The organism is Streptomyces herbicida (assembly GCF_032656585.1).
GTDB lineage: Bacteria > Actinomycetota > Actinomycetes > Streptomycetales > Streptomycetaceae > Streptomyces > Streptomyces herbicida.
Genome location: NZ_JAUYWJ010000003.1, coordinates 79,766 through 97,026, shown reverse-complemented (window position 1 = coordinate 97,026; position 17,261 = coordinate 79,766). Strand labels below are relative to the sequence as shown.

Genomic DNA, 17,261 nt, shown 5'->3' with positions numbered 1-17,261 from the left:
ACCCACCATCCCGTTCAAACTCCGTTAACAATGGACTGTGATCTCTCCGATCTCCTCGATGCCCCGGAGCGCCCACCGGTCCCGGCCGGAGGTGACTCCCTACGTCGACCTCACCCGTGCCGAGTGGAGCGCGCTGCGCGACAAGACGCCGCTGCCGCTCACCGCTGAAGAGGTCGAGAAGCTGCGTGGCCTCGGCGATGTCATCGACCTCGACGAGGTGCGGGACATCTATCTCCCGCTGTCCCGGCTGCTCAATCTCTACGTCGGTGCCACCGACGGACTCAGAGGGGCGCTGAACACGTTCCTCGGCGAGCAGGGGTCCCAGTCGGGCACCCCCTTCGTCATAGGAGTCGCCGGCTCGGTGGCGGTCGGGAAGTCCACCGTGGCCCGTCTGCTCCAGGCCCTCCTCTCCCGCTGGCCCGAGCACCCGCGCGTGGAGCTGGTGACGACGGACGGCTTCCTGCTGCCCACCAGGGAGCTGGAGGCCCGCGGCCTGATGTCCCGGAAAGGGTTCCCCGAGTCGTACGACCGGCGCGCGCTGACCCGCTTCGTCGCCGACATCAAGGCCGGCAAGGACGAGGTGACGGCCCCCGTCTACTCCCACCTGATCTACGACATCGTCCCGGACAAGAAGCTCACCGTCCGCCGCCCCGACATCCTCATCGTCGAGGGGCTGAACGTCCTCCAGCCCGCCCTGCCCGGCAAGGACGGCCGCACCCGGGTCGGTCTCGCGGACTACTTCGACTTCAGCGTGTACGTCGACGCGAGCGCCGAGGACATCGAGCGCTGGTATCTCAACCGGTTCAAGAAGCTGCGCCAGACGGCCTTCCAGAAGCCGGACTCGTACTTCCGCAAGTACACGCAGGTGTCCGAGGAGGAGGCCCTCGACTACGCCCGTACGCAGTGGCGGATGATCAACAAGCCGAACCTGGTGGAGAACATCGCCCCCACCCGCGGCCGCGCCACCCTGGTCGTCCGCAAGGGCCAGGACCACAAGGTGCAGCGACTGCGGCTGCGCAAGCTGTAGCCGACCCGGCTTCAGCCGGTCCAGGGGCGCGGGGAACTGCGCGACCGGCCGCGGACACCCTGCGGTCGGCCCGCGGACGGCAGAACCCAGCCCCTTTGCCCGGTACGGCCGGCTATCCCAGCGCCGACTTCACGGCGTCGGCCAGACGGCCGGCGACCGACTGCGCCTGTTCGATGTCGGCGGCCTCCACCATCACGCGCACCAGCGGCTCGGTGCCCGACGGACGCAGCAGCACCCGCCCGGTGGCGCCGAGTTCGTGCTCGGCCTCGGCGATCGCCGCCGCCAGGTCGGCGGAGGTGCCGACGCGCGCCTTGTCGACGTCCGGGACGTTGATGAGCACCTGGGGCAGCCGCTCCATGACCGACGCGAGGTCCCGCAGCGTACGACCGGTCTGCGCGACCCGCGCCGCCAGCAGCAGGCCGGTCAGCGTGCCGTCGCCGGTGGTGGCGTGATCGAGGATGATGACGTGACCCGACTGTTCGCCGCCGAGGGCGAAGTCGTGCTCCTTCATCTCCTCCAGGACGTAGCGGTCGCCGACGGCGGTCTGCACGAGGTGGATGCCCTCGCGCTCCATGGCCAGCTTGAAGCCCAGATTCGACATCACGGTCGCGACGACGGTGTCGGAGCGCAGTGCGGAACGCTCCCGCATCGCCAGCGCGAGCACGGCCAGGATCTGGTCGCCGTCCACCTCTTCGCCGGTGTGGTCCACGGCGAGGCACCGGTCGGCGTCGCCGTCGTGCGCAATGCCGAGGTCGGCGCCGTGCTCGACGACGGCGGCCTTCAGCTTGTCCAGGTGGGTGGAGCCGCAGCCGGCGTTGATGTTGAGGCCGTCCGGCTCGGCACCGATGGTGACGACCTCGGCACCGGCCCGCGCGAAGGCCTCGGGCGAGACACCGGCGGCCGCGCCGTGCGCCTCGTCGAGGACGATCTTCAGCCCGTCGAGACGGTTGGGGAGTACGCCGAGGAGGTGGGCGACGTACTGCTCGAAGCCCTCGTCGTACGAGCGCACCCGCCCGACGCCCGCGCCGGTGGGCCGCTCCCAGGGCTCACCGTGCCGGTGGGACTCGTAGACGGCCTCGATCTTGTCCTCCAGCTCGTCGGCGAGCTTGTGGCCACCGCGGGCGAAGAACTTGATGCCGTTGTCGGGCATGGCGTTGTGGCTCGCGGAGAGCATCACACCGAGGTCCGCGCCGAGCGCGCCGGTGAGGTACGCCACCGCGGGCGTCGGGAGCACACCGACGCGCAGCACGTCCACGCCCGCGCTCGCCAGGCCCGCGACCATGGCGGCTTCCAGGAACTCCCCGGACGCGCGCGGGTCCCGTCCGACCACCGCCTTCGGCCTGTGGCCCTCGAAGGTGCCCGCCTCGGCCAGCACGTGCGCCGCCGCGACGGACAGGCCGAGCGCCATCTCGGCCGTCAGGTCCGCGTTGGCGACGCCGCGCACGCCGTCCGTGCCGAAGAGTCGTCCCACTTGTCCTCCTGAGGAAGCGTCAGTTTCGGAAGCCGTAGGCAGTCGATGGTTCGATGCCGTCTCGGTGCGGCTCCGCATCCCAGGCATTCCATGCCTGAACATCCGGTCACACAAGCCTTTGAGCGTCTTGTGCCATTAGACCCAAGTCTGTGTGATAAACGAACGCCCCGGCGGCACTGTGGCGTGCCGCCGGGGCGTTCGGAGTACGAGCAGGCAGCGAAGATTAGCGCTTGCTGTACTGCGGGGCCTTGCGTGCCTTCTTCAGACCGGCCTTCTTGCGCTCGACCGCACGGTCGTCGCGCTTGAGGAAGCCGGCCTTCTTGAGCGGGCCGCGGTTGTTGTCGACGTCGGCCTCGTTCAGCGCACGGGCGACACCGAGACGGAGCGCACCGGCCTGGCCGGAGACACCGCCACCCGCGATGCGGGCGATGATGTCGTAGCGACCCTCGAGCTCGAGCACCTTGAAGGGCTCGTTGACTTCCTGCTGGTGCACCTTGTTCGGGAAGTAGTCCTCGAGGGTGCGACCGTTGATCTTCCACTTGCCGGTGCCCGGGACGATCCGGACGCGGGCAATGGCGTTCTTGCGACGACCCAGGCCGGCGGCCGGCTGGGGCTCACCGAAACGCGAGGCGAGGGACTCGGAGGTGTACTCACCCTCCACCGGAACCTCGGACTCGGTGGTGTAGCTGTCGATGTCAAGCTCTTCGAGCGGCTGCTCGGCAGTGGTCTCGGCCACGATTCTCCTCAGATTCTCTTCGGTCTTAGGGGGTGGCCGGACTTACTGCGCGACCTGGGTGATCTCGAACGGCACCGGCTGCTGGGCAGCGTGCGGGTGCTGGTCGCCCGAGTAGACCTTCAGCTTGGAGAGCATCTGACGGCCCAGGGAGTTCTTGGGGAGCATGCCCTTGACGGCCTTCTCGACGGCCTTCTCGGGGTTCTTGTCCAGCAGCTCGTCGTAGCGGACGGAGCGCAGACCACCCGGGTAGCCCGAGTGGCGGTACGCCATCTTCTGGGTCCGCTTGTTGCCGGACAGGTGCACCTTGTCGGCGTTGATGATGATGACGAAGTCACCAGCGTCGACGTGGGGGGCGTAGATCGGCTTGTGCTTGCCCCGGAGGAGGGTCGCTGCGGTGGTGGCGAGACGGCCCAGGACGACGTCCTGAGCGTCAATGACGTGCCACTGGCGCGTCACATCGCCGGGCTTGGGGCTGTACGTACGCACGGTTCGTAGCCTTCGCTTCTTCAGTGAATGGTCCTGACAAGGTCACCGAAGACGATCACGACAGCCCTGACCGCACTGCGGTGACGCAAACCGCGTGCTGGTCGCTGGTCATCGGCCCGGTGGACCGGTGTAAGGGCCCGTCCCGTGAGAATGAGCAAGCCAATACACAACGAAGAGGCAGAATACCTGGGGCGCGGCACCCCGGTCAAAACGGGTCCGCTGCCGCCGGGCTCCGCCGACTCGAACAACCAGTGCAGGCCGGATTCCGGGCACCCCCGACGTGTGGCCCGCGGCGGGACTCGGGTGGTTTGGGCCACACCGAGGCCCGGCAAATCATGGCATTACGGACATTCGGCTGGCCCATTCCTCCCACTCGACCTCGGGCACGGGTCCGGGGTCGGCGTTGCTCTTCTCCCGCGAATTTTCGCGCCACCCTCGGCTGCCACTCCGTGTGACGCGATCGCGACCGGACGTCCCATCTGCCGCCCGGTCTGCCCCGAGGCGCCCGCTTCCCGCTCCCCCGCCGGCCGGAATCGGCCCCGCTCAGGCGCCTGGGTGAGATGTCTCGCCCTGCACTGAAAGGTCCACTATCGCCTCTCGTAGAGGCGCACCTGCACCCCCGGTCCCCCGTCTAAGATGCGCCCCATGAGTTATGGGCAGGGGGGACCCCAGTCCCAGTGGGATCCCTGGAAACCGCAGTCTCAGCAGCGCTGGAACAGCGGCGCCGACCAGACCCCGGACTGGGCCGCGCTCGCCGAGGCCTCGGAGACGCGGAACAAGCGGCGCAGAGTGCTGTTCATCGGCGGCGGCGCGATAGCCACCGTGGCGATCGGCGCGGCCGTCGCCATGGCCGTGGTGTCGGCGAACGGCGACAACAACGCCTCGGGCCGGCCGACCAACCTGCCCGCGAGCGCCTCCATACCCAGCGACTCGTCGGCCCCGGCACCGTCCTTCGCACCCACGAGCGCCCCGCCGCCGCTGGACCCGAAGGACTTCATATCCAGCGCGAAGAAGGACACGGCACCGCTCAGCGCCGAGACCCTCTTCCCGGGCACCCAGCTGACCATGGGCGAGACGGTCTACAAGAAGGGCGCCACGGCCGACACGAAGAACTGCGCCTCGGCCGCGCAGGGCACCCTCCCCAAGGTCCTCAGCGGCAACGGCTGCACCCGCCTGCTGCGCGTCAGCTACACCAAGGACGGAGTCGCGGTGACCGTCGGCGTCGCCGTCTTCGACACCGAGGCCGAGGCCGCCAAGGCCAAGGGCCAGGCCGACAAGCAGAGCATCGTGAAGTCGCTCGCCGGCAAGGGCATCAAGTCCTTCTGCGACTCGGCGATCTGCCGCTCCACGACCAACGCCTACGGCCGCTATGCCTACTTCACGATCGCCGGCTTCACCAGCGGCAAGGACGTGACGACCAAGGACACGAAGGTCTTCAGCACCGGCGACGACCTGGCCGAGTTCACCTTCCGGCAGATCCGCCGACGCGGTGAGGCCCAGGCCTCGGCCGCCGCCAACGGATAGCGCCGACCGTCCCTGCTACTTCTTCTTCAGCCGCAGCCGGATCGGCACCACCGCCGACTCCAGCTGCGTCCGCAGGGTCATCTTCGAGACGCCCTCGGTCCGCTCCGCGAAGCGGATCGGGATCTCGACGGCGCCGTGTCCGGCCCGTACGGCCTTGTACTTGAGCTCGACCTGGAAGCTGTAGCCCGCGCTGTCCAGCGAGGACAGGTCCACGTCCCGCAGGGTCCTAGCCGACCACAGGTTGAAGCCCGCCGTGATGTCGTGGATGCGCGTGCCCAGCACGGCGCGCGCGTACGCGTTGGCGAAACGGGACAGCAGGACCCGGTGCGCTCCCCAATCCTCGTCGAGTGAGCCGCCCTCGACATAGCGGCTGCCCACGGCCAGGCCCGCCCCGGACGTCACCGCCGCCTCGAGCATCCGCGGCACCGCCTCCACGGGATGGCTGCCGTCGGCGTCCATCTGGACGACGTACCCGGCACCCTCCTCCAGCGCGGCGCTCATGCCGGCCGTGTACGCCCTCCCCAGTCCGTCCTTCTCGGTCCGGTGCAGCACGCTCATCCGGTGCCGGCCGTCGGCGTTGTACTTCTCCGCCAGTTCCTCGGCGATCCGGCCCGTGCCGTCCGGGCTGGAGTCGTCGACGATCTTCAGATGGAGGGCCTCCAGCGGCAGCCCCAGCACCGCCTCGGCCATCCGCGGCAGGTTCGCCGCCTCGTTGTACGTCGGCATCACCACGGTGACCCGAGCGTCCCGGTACGACTCGTCCATTTCTTATCCCTCCCCATTCGGCGCGGGTCTACCCAGCGCCGAGAACCGCCAGCCCGCCGCGGTCCAGCGGTCCGCGTCGAGCCCTCCCCTGCCGTCCACGATCCGCGGGCGGCGCACCAGCGACCGGGCCCGCTCCGGGTCGATCGCCCGGAACTGCGCCCACTCGGTCAGATGCAGGACCAGGTCGGCCCCGCCCAGCGCCTCCTCGGCCGACACCGCGTACCCGAGCAGCGGGAACGCCTTGCGGGCGTTGTCCATCGCCGCCGGGTCGTACACCGTGACGTCGGCCCCGTCGAGTCTGAGCCGGGCCGCCACGTTCAGTGCGGGCGAGTCGCGGATGTCGTCCGAGTCGGGCTTGAAGGCCGCGCCCAGGACCGCGATGCGGGCGCCCAGCACGTCTCCCCCGCACAGCTCGCGCGCCAGCTCCACCGCACGGTCCCGGCGCCGCATGTTGATCGCGTCGACCTCGCGCAGAAAGGCCAGGGAGACGCCGAGCTCGTCGGCGCGGTGGGCGAAGGCGCGGATGTCCTTGGGCAGGCAGCCGCCGCCGAAGCCGATACCGGAGCGCAGGAAACGGCGGCCGATCCGGTCGTCGTGGCCGAGCGCCTCGGAGAGCTTCGTGACGTCGCCGCCCGCGGCCTCGCAGACCTCCGCCATCGCGTTGATGAAGGAGATCTTCGTCGCGAGGAAGGCGTTCGCGGCCGTCTTCACCAGCTCGGCCGTCGGGAAGTCGGCGGTCACGGCCGGGGTACCGGCGGCGAGGACGGGTTGGTACACCGCGCGCAGAATCGTTTCGGCACGGGCCGACCCCACGCCGAACACCAGCCGGTCCGGGCGCAGCGTGTCCTCGATCGCGAAGCCCTCCCGCAGGAACTCCGGATTCCACGCGACCTCGGCGTCGTACGCCGCCGCCAGCCGCCCCGCCGTCCCCACCGGCACCGTCGACTTGCCGACCAGCAGGGCGTCCGGCGCCGTATGCTCCGCGATCGCCGCGAAGGCCGCGTCCACGTAGGTCAGGTCCGCGCCCTCGGAGTCCTTGAGCTGGGGGGTGCCGACGCAGACGAAGTGCACCTCGCCGAAGGCGCCGGCCTCCTCGTAGGAAGTGGTGAAGCGGAGTCGGCCGCTCGCCGTGTGCTTCGCGATCAGCTCGGGCAGCCCCGGCTCGTGGAAGGGCACCCGCCCCGCCCGCAGCGCGGCGACCTTGTCGGGGTCGACGTCGACGCCGAGCACCTCGTGGCCGAGTTCCGCCATGCAGGCGGCGTGGGTGGCACCGAGGTAGCCGGTGCCGATGACAGTGAGCCGCATGCCGCGCGGCCTCCTTACTGCGTGTCCTTGGTTCTTTGCGCTCGTGTGCCGCTGCCGCTACGTGCGGTCCAGCACCCGCACCACGACGTGGTTCAGCCTGACCGTGCGCACGGCCTCGAAGTCCTTCTCCAGCACGGCCGCCGTCTTCTCGTCCATGCCGGTGAGCAGCGGGCGCCCGTCGCTGATCGTGGAGATCAGCCAGAGCCGGTCGACACCCTTGAGGCAGCGGGCCGGGCGCTTGCACTCGCTGGCGCCGTACGAGCCGTTCTGCTGCGGGGTCCACTCCATGAGCACGTCCCTGGGCGCCTTGCGGTCCCGCATTTCGTACGCCATGGCCCGGCGCTCCGACATTCCGCCGTTGAAGACCATCCCGTCGCCGGGCTTCTCCCCCGCCGCGACGACCTTCGCCGCGGCCCGGTAGTCCGGCTCCATCGGCAGGTCCTTCTTCGCGTCCCCGATCCCCGGCCAGGCGACGAAGGCGTACGCCGCCGCGACCGCGGTCACCAGCGCTCCGCCGAACACGTGCGCTCCCGCACCCCTGCGGGCCTGTGGGTCGAGCCGCCCGGCGAGCCGGGTGACGGCCGCCGCCACCAGCAGCGTCCACGCCGGGATGGTGAAGAGGAGATAGCGCGGCAGGAAGAGGTGGAGCTGGTCGGCGGTCAGGAAGGTGAGGACCGGCGGCAGTACCGCCCAGGCGCCGAGCAGCAGGGCGTACCGGCGGGCCAGCAGCAGCCCGAACACGCCGGCGCCCATGACCGCGCCGCCCGTGATCCACGACCCGAACAGGGTCTCCGGGAAGTCGAGCAGGTCCTGAGTCGTGGTGGTGTTCCAGGCGATCTGGCCGCTCTGCCCGGTGCCCTGCGCCACCATCGGGAAGGTGATCGACACGCCGAGCAGCGCGGCACCCGCGAAGGCGTAGTGCGCGATGCGGTCGCCGCGCCGCCTGGCCAGGATCACCAGCCCCAGGTGCCCGGCGAGCACCGACATCGCGACCAGATGGCCGAAGCCGGTGGCCGCGATCGCCAGCGCGTACAGCGTCCAGCCCTTGAGGCTCGGCCGGTCCAGCACACGCAGCAGAAGCAGCGTGGCCAGCAGGGCGAAGAGCGTCGCGAAGGCGTACGGCCGGGTCTCCTGCCCGTATCGCGTGATCGCCGGGACCACCGCGAACAGCAGTCCGGCGAGCAGCCCGGTGCGCACCGCGAACATCCGCCGCCCGAGGAGCCCGACCAGACCGGCCGAGACCCCCATCGCCAGCGCCTGCGGCAGCCGCAGCGCGGCCGGGGAGTCGCCGGCCACCGCGATCCACAGGTGCATGGACGCGTAGTACGGCGTGAAGACGACGTCGATGTTGTCGATCAGCCGGCCCAGGTAGTGCCAGGACAGCGTGGAGGCCCACCAGGTGGCGTGCTCGTCGCGCCACAGCTGGCGCTGCCCGAGACCGGGCAGCACACAGGCCAGCGCGACCAGTGTGGGAAGCGCGAAGACGAGCAGCGCGGAGCCCTTGCCGCCGGAACGGCGTCTGCGCGCCCGGTGGCCGCCGGTCTCCGGGGCAGCCGGCGCGGTCCGTGTGTCCGTCGTCATCGCTTCACCCAGATCCGGTACGGCGCCTGACCGGCGTCCTCGCCGGACGGCCGGAGCACGGCCAGCAGCCGGTAGTGCTCGGCCCCGCGCAGCTGCCCGGGCACGGCGGCGGCCCGCAGCACGATCGCGTCGTACGAGCCCTTCTTCACGGCGGCCGCGAGGGCCGTGCCCCGCGGTGCCGGGTGCCACTGGCCGGGCTCGGTCTGTGCGCGGAGGTAGTACGCGGAGATCTCCGGGTCGTCGGTCAGATAGCTGCCCTTGGCGTCGGCCACTTGGCGCAGGGCGCCGATCATCCCGGCCGAGTCCGGCGGCCGGTACAGGTCGCGCGTCTGCGCCATGCCGACGACCAGCGCGGCAACGTAGATCATGATGCCGATCTGCGGGTACCGGAAGTGGGCGCCCATCATCCGCGAGACACCCAGGCCCGCCATCGGCACCGCGAAGAGCAGGCCGAAGCCGAGGTGGATGTGGAGCGAGCTGCCGTTGCCGAGCCAGGCCTGGTAGAGCGGGGCGAGCAGGGCGGTGGCGCACATCGTCAGGCCCAGGGCCGACCTGCGGACCGTGCCCGGGGCCTCGCCCTCGGCCCACGGCATCTCGCCCATGCGGGCCCGCCGGGCGTAACCGACGGCGCCGATCACGGCGACCAGCAGGACGAGCCCGCCCCACTCGGCGCTGTCCGTCAGCAGGCCCGCCACGCCCTGTGTGCCGTGTGCGTTCCAGCCCCGCGGCATGCCGTGCAGGGTCACGCCCGCGAAGCACAGGGCTCCGGTGGCCACCGCGAACAGGGCGCCGCGCGCGAGCGCACCGGCGCCGCGGAAGCGGTAGGCGGTCAGTACGGCGAGCACGGTCAGCGTCGGCAGATACAGCGCGGCCGAGTACGCGGCGAACGGCGCCAGCGCGGCGAAGGGAGCCGCGAGCAGCACGGCCGCCGGGCCGGCCTGCCGGGTCTTGGCCAGCAGCCACAGGGCGGCCGCGAGCAGGAACAGCGACAGGGAGTGCAGGGAGGCGTAGCGGCCGGTGAAGGCTGTCGACTCCAGTACGGAGTACATGGCGGCGGCCGCGAGACCGGCGCGCGGGTTGAACAGCAGCCGGGTCGCGCCGAACACCAGGGCCGTCGCCCCCAGGGCCCAGACCAGGCTCAGCGCCCGGGCCCCGGCGAGACCGGTGCCGGCCAGCACGCCCGACACGGGCCCGTCGGACAGCAGGAACTTCGCCTCCTGCGCGAAGGCGCTCCCGTCGAGCCGGTAGGACAGCCCGGCCTGCACCAGCAGGATCAGCAGCAGCGCGCCACGGCTGATCCACGCCGAGCGGCTGTTGTCCACCGACCAGGCCGACACCGGGACCTCCGGCAGCACATAGCCGGGCTCGGGCTCGGGCTCCGGCTCTGGGTCGAGGACGGTGTAGTGCGGGACGTAGTAGTCGGCGTCCGGTTCCTCGGGGTCGGCGGCGTAGGAGACGCGGGGGTCGTACGTCTGCTGCTGACCGCCGCCGTAGTAGTGCTCGTCGTAGTACGGCTGGGCGCCGTAGTACGGCGGGTACTGCTGCCTGCCCTGCCCATAGGGGGGCGTGCTCATGAGCGCGGCACCTCGAATCCGAAGGCGTCGTCCGCGATGAGGCGCTTGAACTCGGCCAGGGCGAGCGGGCTGCTCTGGATGCGCCAGTCGGCCCGCTTGGGGATGTTGAACCACAGGAAGCCGATGACGTCGTCGTCCTGCGCGACGCCCTGGAGCAGTCCGCGCACATCGGCGCGCCGCCGCTCCCCCGGCTCCGCCGAGGTCTCGCTGATCAGCACCGGCTTGTCGGTGAACGCGGCCACCTGGCGCCGGGTCGGCCCGTAGAGGGTGTCGAAGGTGTGGGCGCCGGTCGTGGTCCAGTAGCCGACGATGCCGACCCAGTCGACGTAGGCGTCACCGGGCCAGTACGGCTTCAGCTTCACGGACGGCACCGGGTTGACGACGTTGGGACTCCACACCCAGATCACGTTGGTGGCGCCGACGTCCTGGAAGAGGTCGTGGATGTGCCGCCAGGCCTTCACGAAGGTCACGGCCGTGGTGTCCTTGGTCCCCCACGGGTACCAGTGACCGTTCATCTCGTGCCCGAAGCTGATCGCGACGGGGACGTTCGTCTCGCGGACGCTCTGCGCGTACTTCTTGATGTACGTGTCCTGAGACCCGTCGGCGATCTTGTCGAGCCCGGGGAACGGCTCCCAGGACACATACAGCAGCCCGCCGTCGTCGAACACGTTCTGGGCGCCGTGGGCGTTGAAGCCGTCGCCCCAGGAGGAGTAGGAGCCGACCATGTTCGGCTGCTTGCCGACAGTCCTCGCGAAGGCGTCCACGGGCTTCGTCGAGCTGGGCGCGCCGTCGACCGCGACCCCGAAGTACTCCTTCTTCGGGTGCAGCAGCGGCTTCACGTCGTACGGCAGCCGCTGCGCGGCCGTCGCGGAGGCGGACGGCTCACGGGCGGCGTCGGCGGCCGGGTCGCCGGAGCCCCCGAGCAGGCCGCAGCCGGAGGCTGCCGTGGCGGTCAGCAGGGCCACGGCGAGGGGGCGGAGAAATCTTCGGATCATGCTGCGTCACCTGCGAGGGCACGGTGTTCCTTGGGCTGGATCAGCGCGCGGGCCACGACCAGCGCATAGAACAGCCCGGAGGACAGGACGAGGGCGAAGTCCGGCGGGAAGCCGGTGAACAGCCGGTACACGGCGGCGCCGACCCAGACCGCGGCGGTGCCGCCGCCCCAGATCCACAGCCCCAGCCAGAAGCGCCGGGTCTTGTTCTTCTTGGCGCCCTTGGAGCCGGTCGGCTGCCAGCCCATCCGCTGCTTGCGCAGGATGTCCCAGATGGCGAAGACGTGCGCCCAGCCGTACATCATCCGCGCCGACCAGGCCTCCAGCCGGTACGGCGCCTTGTGCCACATCGGGAAGATCACGGTGGTGTAGAGGATGCTGGGCAGCACCCACACCAGATGCTTGACCTGGAGCATCTCGGGGCTGGTCAGCAGCAGCACGATGGGCACGAGCGGCGCGATGAAGGTGAACAGCGCCGTGTGGATGTAGTAGAAGAAGCCGGACATGTAGCAGAGACGGCTGGAGAAACGTATCTGCGCGTCCCAGAACTTCTTGCTGCCGAGCAGCGACATGGAGCCCGAGCACCAGCGGTACTGCTGGTTGAAGAAGGCACCGGCGGTGTCCGGGCACACGCCCGTCGACAGCGCGACCGGCACGTACTTCAGGTCCCAGCCGAGCCCGCGCAGATCGAACCCGGTGTGCACGTCCTCGGAGTGCTCGATGAGGGTCGTACCGCCGTTGGTCTCCAGGGCCGCCCGCCGGTAGATGGCACAGGAGCCCACGCAGATCGCCCCCTCGCTGTTCTGCCGGGAGACCTGCACGGACCGGTAGAAGAGCTCCTGGACCGCGCCCGCGCCCCGCTCGATCCAGTTCTGCGAGTCGAGGACCCGGAAGTACTGCGGGGACTGCACGATGCCGATGCGCTCGTCCGTCTCCATGTACGGCAGCAGCTCCTCCAGGAGGTCGGAGCGCGGCGTGAAGTCGGCGTCGAGGATGAGGATGTACTTGCCGTCGGACTGGTCGAACCCGAAGTGCAGGTTGCCGGCCTTCTTGAACCAGCCGCGGTTCTCCCGGACCCCGTAGCGGAAGCCGAAGTCGCGGGCCATCGCCTCCAGCTCGGGGCTGGCACCGTCGTCGAGCACGAAGGGCACACACGTCCCCGGGTACCGGTCGGCCAGCTGCCGCACATGGCTCCAGGTGTTGTGCAGCACCTCGATCGGCTCCCCGCACACCGGCAGGAAGACATCGACGCTCGGATAGACCGCGGGCCGCCAGCCGCGCACCAGCCGCTGGTGGTGGTCGAAGTCGAAGTCCCTGGTGAAGCCGTTGACGCGCAGCGAGATCAGGTAGTAGACGACCGTGAAGAACAACGGCGGCGCAAAGATCCAGGTGAGCGGCGAGGCCTGGGCGAGCGCGATCTGGCTGACGGTCAGACAGCCGAAGCTGACGATCGACGCCAGCGTCAGCACCCACAGCCGCCGCTTCACGTACGAGTACTTCTCCGCATGCGTGGGAGGCGCGGGCAGCAGCCCGAGCGGTGCCCGCTCGGCACCGCCACGCCGTCCTCCGTGCCGTGCGGCCCGGCGCCCCCCAGCGCCGGCCGCCTCGGCCATGCGGGCAGAGTCAATGGATGACATTCCTACCCTCCGGGCCCGAGAACCCGTGTTACCCCCACCAAAAACGACCCCGAATCGAACACGGGGCCGCACCGGGCAAGACTAACCGAACTGTAAGAACGACGTAAGAGGCGACAAGGGACTTACGCCAGGTAAGTCCTGACATGACCGTTATATTCTTGTGAAATACAGGCAACTAACAGGTTTCGCAGCCGCCCGCCACGCTCAGTGTCCGCTTGTTCCGCGCCTCCTTGTTCCGCGCGGCCAGCAGTTCGTCGGCGGGATAGCCGACCTCTTCCAGGGTCAGCCCGTGCGGCCGTACGACATGCACCGCCGAGTCCCGGACCCCCGCCGCGAGCACCTTCCCCGGCCAGTCGGGCGCCCGGTGCCCGTCCCCCACGAACAGCAGCGCCCCGATCAGCGAGCGCACCATGTTGTGGCAGAAGGCGTCGGCCCGGACGGTGGCGGTGATGATCCCGTCGCCCCCGCGCACCAGGCTCAGCTCCTGGAGCGTACGGATCGTGGTCGCGCCCTCGCGCTTCTTGCAGTAGGCGGCGAAGTCGTGCTCCCCGAGGAGCCGCCGGGCGGCCTCGTTCATGGCGCCCACGTCGAGCGGCCAGTCGTGCCACAGGACATGGTTGCGCAGCAGCGGGTCGACACCGCCGGGGTTGTCGGTGACCCGGTACGCATAACGCCGCCAGACCGCCGAGAAACGGGCGTTGAAACCGCTGGGCGCCTCCCTGAGGGCCCACACCCGTACGTCCTTGGGCAGCCGCCCGGCGAGCCGCTTGAGCAGCTTCTCGTGGTGCTCACGCCAGACCTGTTCGGGCAGATCGACATGCGCGACCTGACCCCGGGCGTGCACCCCGGCGTCGGTCCGCCCGGCGACGGTCAGCTCGTACGTCGTGCCCCCCGAGCGGGTCACCGTGCGCAGGGCGTCCTCGATCTCCCCCTGCACGGTCCGCCTGCCGCCGGCCTGCTTGGCCCAGCCGTGGAAGTCCGTGCCGTCGTAGGACAGGTCGAGGCGGATACGGACGTGGCCGGGCTGTACTTCGTCACTCACTCCTGGATCCTCTCAGGAAACGCGGAACGGGCCCGCCCCGAAGGGCGGACCCGTTCACTGCAGGCAGAGCCTCAGGCGTCCTTGTCGCCTTCACCAGCCGCGTCCTCGACGACCTCGTCGGCCTTGGTCTCCTCGACCTTGGCCTCGTCGGCCTCCTTGACCGCACGCTTGGTGGCGGCCTCGGCCTCACCCACGGCCTTCTGCTGCACCGTCAGCGCCTCGACCAGCTCGATCACAGCCATGGGCGCGTTGTCGCCACGGCGGTTACCGATCTTGGTGATGCGGGTGTAGCCACCCGGACGGTTCTCGTAACGCGGGCCGATCTCGGTGAAGAGCGTGTGGACGATGCCCTTGTCCGTGATGACCTGGAGCACCTGACGGCGGTTGTGAAGGTCACCCTTCTTCGCCTTGGTGATCAGACGCTCGGCGTACGGGCGCAGGCGGCGGGCCTTCGCCTCGGTGGTGGTGATACGGCCGTGCTCGAACAGCGACTTCGCGAGGTTCGCGAGGAGCAGCTTCTCGTGCGCGGCGCTGCCGCCCAGACGGGCACCCTTGGTGGGCTTCGGCATTGTTCTTCTCCTGTGTGTCTGCCCCGGCCGTGTCAGGTACCGGGGTCAGTATCCGAGCAGACGGTTGTCTGTCGAAGATCCGGGTGCCCTTTCGGACACCCGGAGTCCCCGCGCCCCCAGGGGCGCGGGAAACTGCGCGACCAATCACAACGGTCCCGCAGCCAAGAACCGGCAGTCGGTCCCGAGCTCTCAGTACTGCTCGGTCTCGACGAACCCGGCGTCTGCGTCGTCGTCCGCGCCGAAGGCGTCCGCGGCGGCGGTCGGGTCGAATCCGGGCGGGCTGTCCTTCAGGGCCAGGCCCATGCCGGCCAGCTTCGCCTTGACCTCGTCGATCGACTTCGCACCGAAGTTGCGGATGTCGAGGAGGTCGGCCTCGGAGCGGGCAACGAGCTCACCCACGGAGTGGATGCCCTCACGCTTGAGGCAGTTGTAGGACCGAACGGTGAGCTCCAGCTCCTCGATCGGCAGAGCGAGGTCCGCGGCAAGCGCGGCGTCCGTCGGGGACGGACCCATGTCGATGCCCTCGGCGTCGATGTTCAGCTCGCGGGCGAGACCGAACAGCTCGACCAGGGTCTTGCCGGCCGACGCCATGGCGTCACGCGGACGCATGGCCTGCTTCGTCTCGACGTCGACGATCAGCTTGTCGAAGTCGGTGCGCTGCTCGACACGGGTCGCCTCGACCTTGTACGTGACCTTCAGCACCGGGCTGTAGATGGAGTCGACCGGGATACGGCCGATCTCCTGGCCCACCTGCTTGTTCTGCACGGCGGAGACGTAGCCGCGACCGCGCTCGACGGTCAGCTCCATCTCCAGCTTGCCCTTGCCGTTGAGCGTGGCGAGGACCAGGTCGGGGTTGTGCACCTCGACACCGGCCGGGGGCGCGATGTCGGCGGCGGTGACCAGACCCGGGCCCTGCTTGCGCAGGTACATCACGACCGGCTCGTCGTGCTCCGAGGAGACGACCAGCTGCTTGATGTTGAGGATCAGGTCGGTGACGTCCTCCTTGACGCCCGGCACGGTGGTGAACTCGTGCAGGACGCCGTCGATACGGATGGACGTGACCGCCGCACCCGGGATCGACGACAGGAGAGTACGACGCAGGGAGTTGCCGAGGGTGTAGCCGAAGCCCGGCTCCAGCGGCTCGATCACGAACCGGGAGCGGAACTCGTCGACGACCTCTTCGGTCAACGAGGGACGCTGAGCGATCAGCATGTGTGGATCAGATCCTTCTTTCGTGGACGCCCGCTATTTGACGTCCGACGGAAACCGCACCCATGGAAAGTGCGGGTACTGCAAGGGTACGGGCGGTACGGCCCCTGCCGGAGCCGTACCGCCCGAAATGCCCTGTCGGAGCGAGGTCAGACGCGACGACGCTTCGGCGGACGGCAGCCGTTGTGCGGGGTCGGGGTGACGTCCTGGATGGAGCCGACCTCGAGGCCCGTGGCCTGCAGGGAGCGGATCGCGGTCTCACGACCGGAACCCGGGCCCTTCACGAACACGTCGACCTTGCGCATGCCGTGCTCCTGGGCGCGGCGGGCAGCCGACTCGGCGGCCATCTGCGCGGCGAACGGCGTGGACTTCCGGGAGCCCTTGAAGCCGACGTGGCCGGCGGAGGCCCAGGAGATCACGTTGCCGGACGGGTCCGTGATCGAGACGATCGTGTTGTTGAACGTGCTCTTGATGTGCGCGTGGCCGTGAGCGACGTTCTTCTTTTCCTTGCGGCGCACCTTCTTGGCAGCGCCCTGACGTCCCTTGGGGGGCATCTACTAACTCCTACGGGAGGTGGTCGGTCCTACAGCGAAGACCGTGGACAGGTGTCCGCTGCGGACTACTTCTTGCCCGGCTTCTTCTTGCCGGCGATGGCGCGACGCGGGCCCTTGCGGGTACGAGCGTTGGTGCTGGTGCGCTGACCGCGGACGGGCAGACCACGACGGTGACGGAGACCCTGGTAGCAACCGATCTCGACCTTGCGGCGGATGTCGGCCTGGATCTCGCGACGGAGGTCACCCTCGGTCTTGATGTTGTTGTCGACGTACTCGCGGATCGCGACCAGCTGCTCTTCGGACAGGTCACGAACGCGGGTGTTCGGGTCGACGCCGGTCGCAGCCAGCGTCTCCTTCGAGAGGGTCCGGCCGATGCCGAACACGTAGGTGAGGGCGACCTCCACGCGCTTTTCGCGCGGGATGTCAACACCGGAAACGCGTGCCATTCAATGGCTCCTGGTGATCTTCGGAGGTCTTCCGCAGAACCGGTTCCCAGCCGCCGTACGAGGTACGAACTGGGTCCCCGGCCTCCGAGCCGGGGGTGTCAAGCGATCGCTCGCTTGGGTTCTGCGTATGAACATATTCAGCTTGCGTCGCGCGAATCTCTGCGATGGATGCAGAGGGATCGGTCCTGCGTCAGCCCTGGCGCTGCTTGTGGCGCGGGTTCTCGCAGATGACCATGACCCGACCGTGACGGCGGATCACCCTGCACTTGTCGCAGATCTTCTTGACGCTCGGCTTGACCTTCATGGGTGTGAGGTTCTCCGGGTCAGTTGCCGGCGGTCCCGC

At 69.4% G+C, this 17,261-nt stretch carries 17 protein-coding genes; 2 read left to right on the top strand and 15 right to left on the bottom strand.

Going from position 1 to position 17,261, the window contains the following annotated elements; translation table 11 throughout:
• Positions 1–58 precede the first annotated feature (58 nt).
• On the top strand, positions 59–1,027 hold the full coding sequence (gene coaA / locus Q8A52_RS07545; RefSeq protein ID WP_408649154.1) for a type I pantothenate kinase: 969 nt from the start codon (positions 59–61) through the stop codon (positions 1,025–1,027).
• 112 nt (positions 1,028–1,139) lie between these two features.
• On the opposite strand, the gene glmM is transcribed toward coaA, so the two are convergent.
• The 3 genes from glmM to rplM all read right to left on the bottom strand — a co-directional run bounded on the left by glmM (position 1,140) and on the right by rplM (position 3,720).
• Positions 1,140–2,498: a phosphoglucosamine mutase gene (gene glmM, locus Q8A52_RS07540; protein WP_316747380.1), complete on the bottom strand. Its 1,359-nt coding sequence runs from the start codon at positions 2,496–2,498 to the stop codon at positions 1,140–1,142.
• A 223-nt stretch (positions 2,499–2,721) separates the two neighbouring features.
• A complete protein-coding gene (gene rpsI, locus Q8A52_RS07535; protein WP_030745279.1) occupies positions 2,722–3,234 on the bottom strand; it encodes a 30S ribosomal protein S9 in 513 nt (170 codons plus the stop codon).
• Between the two features lie 42 nt (positions 3,235–3,276).
• Positions 3,277–3,720 carry a 50S ribosomal protein L13 gene (rplM, locus tag Q8A52_RS07530; RefSeq protein ID WP_316747376.1) on the bottom strand — a complete coding sequence of 148 codons (444 nt, stop codon included), beginning with the start codon at positions 3,718–3,720 and terminating at the stop codon, positions 3,277–3,279.
• 645 nt (positions 3,721–4,365) lie between these two features.
• Here rplM and Q8A52_RS07525 point away from each other — a divergent pair.
• Entirely contained in the window at positions 4,366–5,244 is an 879-nt protein-coding gene (locus tag Q8A52_RS07525) for a hypothetical protein (protein ID WP_316747374.1), read from the top strand.
• 15 nt (positions 5,245–5,259) lie between these two features.
• On the opposite strand, the gene Q8A52_RS07520 is transcribed toward Q8A52_RS07525, so the two are convergent.
• From Q8A52_RS07520 to rpmJ, 12 genes are all read right to left on the bottom strand, one after another.
• Positions 5,260–6,009 carry a polyprenol monophosphomannose synthase gene (locus Q8A52_RS07520; RefSeq protein ID WP_316747372.1) on the bottom strand — a complete coding sequence of 250 codons (750 nt, stop codon included), beginning with the start codon at positions 6,007–6,009 and terminating at the stop codon, positions 5,260–5,262.
• Between the two features lie 3 nt (positions 6,010–6,012).
• Entirely contained in the window at positions 6,013–7,314 is a 1,302-nt protein-coding gene (locus Q8A52_RS07515; RefSeq protein ID WP_316747370.1) for a UDP-glucose dehydrogenase family protein, read from the bottom strand.
• 57 nt (positions 7,315–7,371) lie between these two features.
• A complete protein-coding gene (locus Q8A52_RS07510) occupies positions 7,372–8,895 on the bottom strand; it encodes a glycosyltransferase family 39 protein (RefSeq protein ID WP_316747368.1) in 1,524 nt (507 codons plus the stop codon).
• Positions 8,892–10,469, bottom strand: a complete 1,578-nt coding sequence (locus Q8A52_RS07505; protein WP_316747365.1) for a hypothetical protein — start codon at positions 10,467–10,469, stop codon at positions 8,892–8,894. Before Q8A52_RS07505 ends, Q8A52_RS07510 begins: the two co-directional genes overlap by 4 nt.
• Positions 10,466–11,464 (bottom strand): glycoside hydrolase family 26 protein, encoded by a 999-nt coding sequence (locus tag Q8A52_RS07500; RefSeq protein ID WP_316747363.1) that lies wholly within the window; start codon positions 11,462–11,464, stop codon positions 10,466–10,468. Before Q8A52_RS07500 ends, Q8A52_RS07505 begins: the two co-directional genes overlap by 4 nt.
• The gene (locus Q8A52_RS07495; RefSeq protein ID WP_316747361.1) at positions 11,461–13,074 is read right to left on the bottom strand and encodes a glycosyltransferase family 2 protein; all 1,614 of its coding nucleotides are present in this window, start codon (positions 13,072–13,074) and stop codon (positions 11,461–11,463) included. Before Q8A52_RS07495 ends, Q8A52_RS07500 begins: the two co-directional genes overlap by 4 nt.
• A gap of 199 nt (positions 13,075–13,273) precedes the next feature.
• The gene (gene truA, locus Q8A52_RS07490) at positions 13,274–14,140 is read right to left on the bottom strand and encodes a tRNA pseudouridine(38-40) synthase TruA (RefSeq protein ID WP_316747359.1); all 867 of its coding nucleotides are present in this window, start codon (positions 14,138–14,140) and stop codon (positions 13,274–13,276) included.
• A 71-nt stretch (positions 14,141–14,211) separates the two neighbouring features.
• Entirely contained in the window at positions 14,212–14,709 is a 498-nt protein-coding gene (rplQ, locus tag Q8A52_RS07485) for a 50S ribosomal protein L17 (protein ID WP_316747357.1), read from the bottom strand.
• 189 nt (positions 14,710–14,898) lie between these two features.
• A complete protein-coding gene (locus Q8A52_RS07480) occupies positions 14,899–15,921 on the bottom strand; it encodes a DNA-directed RNA polymerase subunit alpha (RefSeq protein ID WP_003966937.1) in 1,023 nt (340 codons plus the stop codon).
• 146 nt (positions 15,922–16,067) lie between these two features.
• Entirely contained in the window at positions 16,068–16,472 is a 405-nt protein-coding gene (gene rpsK, locus Q8A52_RS07475) for a 30S ribosomal protein S11 (protein WP_003956432.1), read from the bottom strand.
• Positions 16,473–16,537: 65 nt separating this feature from the next.
• On the bottom strand, positions 16,538–16,918 hold the full coding sequence (gene rpsM, locus Q8A52_RS07470; RefSeq protein ID WP_009300593.1) for a 30S ribosomal protein S13: 381 nt from the start codon (positions 16,916–16,918) through the stop codon (positions 16,538–16,540).
• Between the two features lie 190 nt (positions 16,919–17,108).
• Positions 17,109–17,222 carry a 50S ribosomal protein L36 gene (rpmJ, locus tag Q8A52_RS07465; protein WP_003998809.1) on the bottom strand — a complete coding sequence of 38 codons (114 nt, stop codon included), beginning with the start codon at positions 17,220–17,222 and terminating at the stop codon, positions 17,109–17,111.
• Between the last annotated feature and the right edge of the window lie 39 nt (positions 17,223–17,261).

Coding starts and splice junctions, on each gene's coding strand:
- coaA (WP_408649154.1), top strand. CDS start 59: ATGCCCCGGAGCGCCCACCGGTCCCGGCCGGAGGTGACTCCCTACGTC.
- Q8A52_RS07525 (WP_316747374.1), top strand. CDS start 4,366: ATGAGTTATGGGCAGGGGGGACCCCAGTCCCAGTGGGATCCCTGGAAA.
- Q8A52_RS07520 (WP_316747372.1), bottom strand. CDS start 6,009: ATGGACGAGTCGTACCGGGACGCTCGGGTCACCGTGGTGATGCCGACG.
- Q8A52_RS07515 (WP_316747370.1), bottom strand. CDS start 7,314: ATGCGGCTCACTGTCATCGGCACCGGCTACCTCGGTGCCACCCACGCC.
- Q8A52_RS07510 (WP_316747368.1), bottom strand. CDS start 8,895: ATGACGACGGACACACGGACCGCGCCGGCTGCCCCGGAGACCGGCGGC.
- Q8A52_RS07505 (WP_316747365.1), bottom strand. CDS start 10,469: ATGAGCACGCCCCCCTATGGGCAGGGCAGGCAGCAGTACCCGCCGTAC.
- Q8A52_RS07500 (WP_316747363.1), bottom strand. CDS start 11,464: ATGATCCGAAGATTTCTCCGCCCCCTCGCCGTGGCCCTGCTGACCGCC.
- Q8A52_RS07495 (WP_316747361.1), bottom strand. CDS start 13,074: ATGGCCGAGGCGGCCGGCGCTGGGGGGCGCCGGGCCGCACGGCACGGA.
- rplQ (WP_316747357.1), bottom strand. CDS start 14,709: ATGCCGAAGCCCACCAAGGGTGCCCGTCTGGGCGGCAGCGCCGCGCAC.
- Q8A52_RS07480 (WP_003966937.1), bottom strand. CDS start 15,921: ATGCTGATCGCTCAGCGTCCCTCGTTGACCGAAGAGGTCGTCGACGAG.
- rpsK (WP_003956432.1), bottom strand. CDS start 16,472: ATGCCCCCCAAGGGACGTCAGGGCGCTGCCAAGAAGGTGCGCCGCAAG.
- rpsM (WP_009300593.1), bottom strand. CDS start 16,918: ATGGCACGCGTTTCCGGTGTTGACATCCCGCGCGAAAAGCGCGTGGAG.
- rpmJ (WP_003998809.1), bottom strand. CDS start 17,222: ATGAAGGTCAAGCCGAGCGTCAAGAAGATCTGCGACAAGTGCAGGGTG.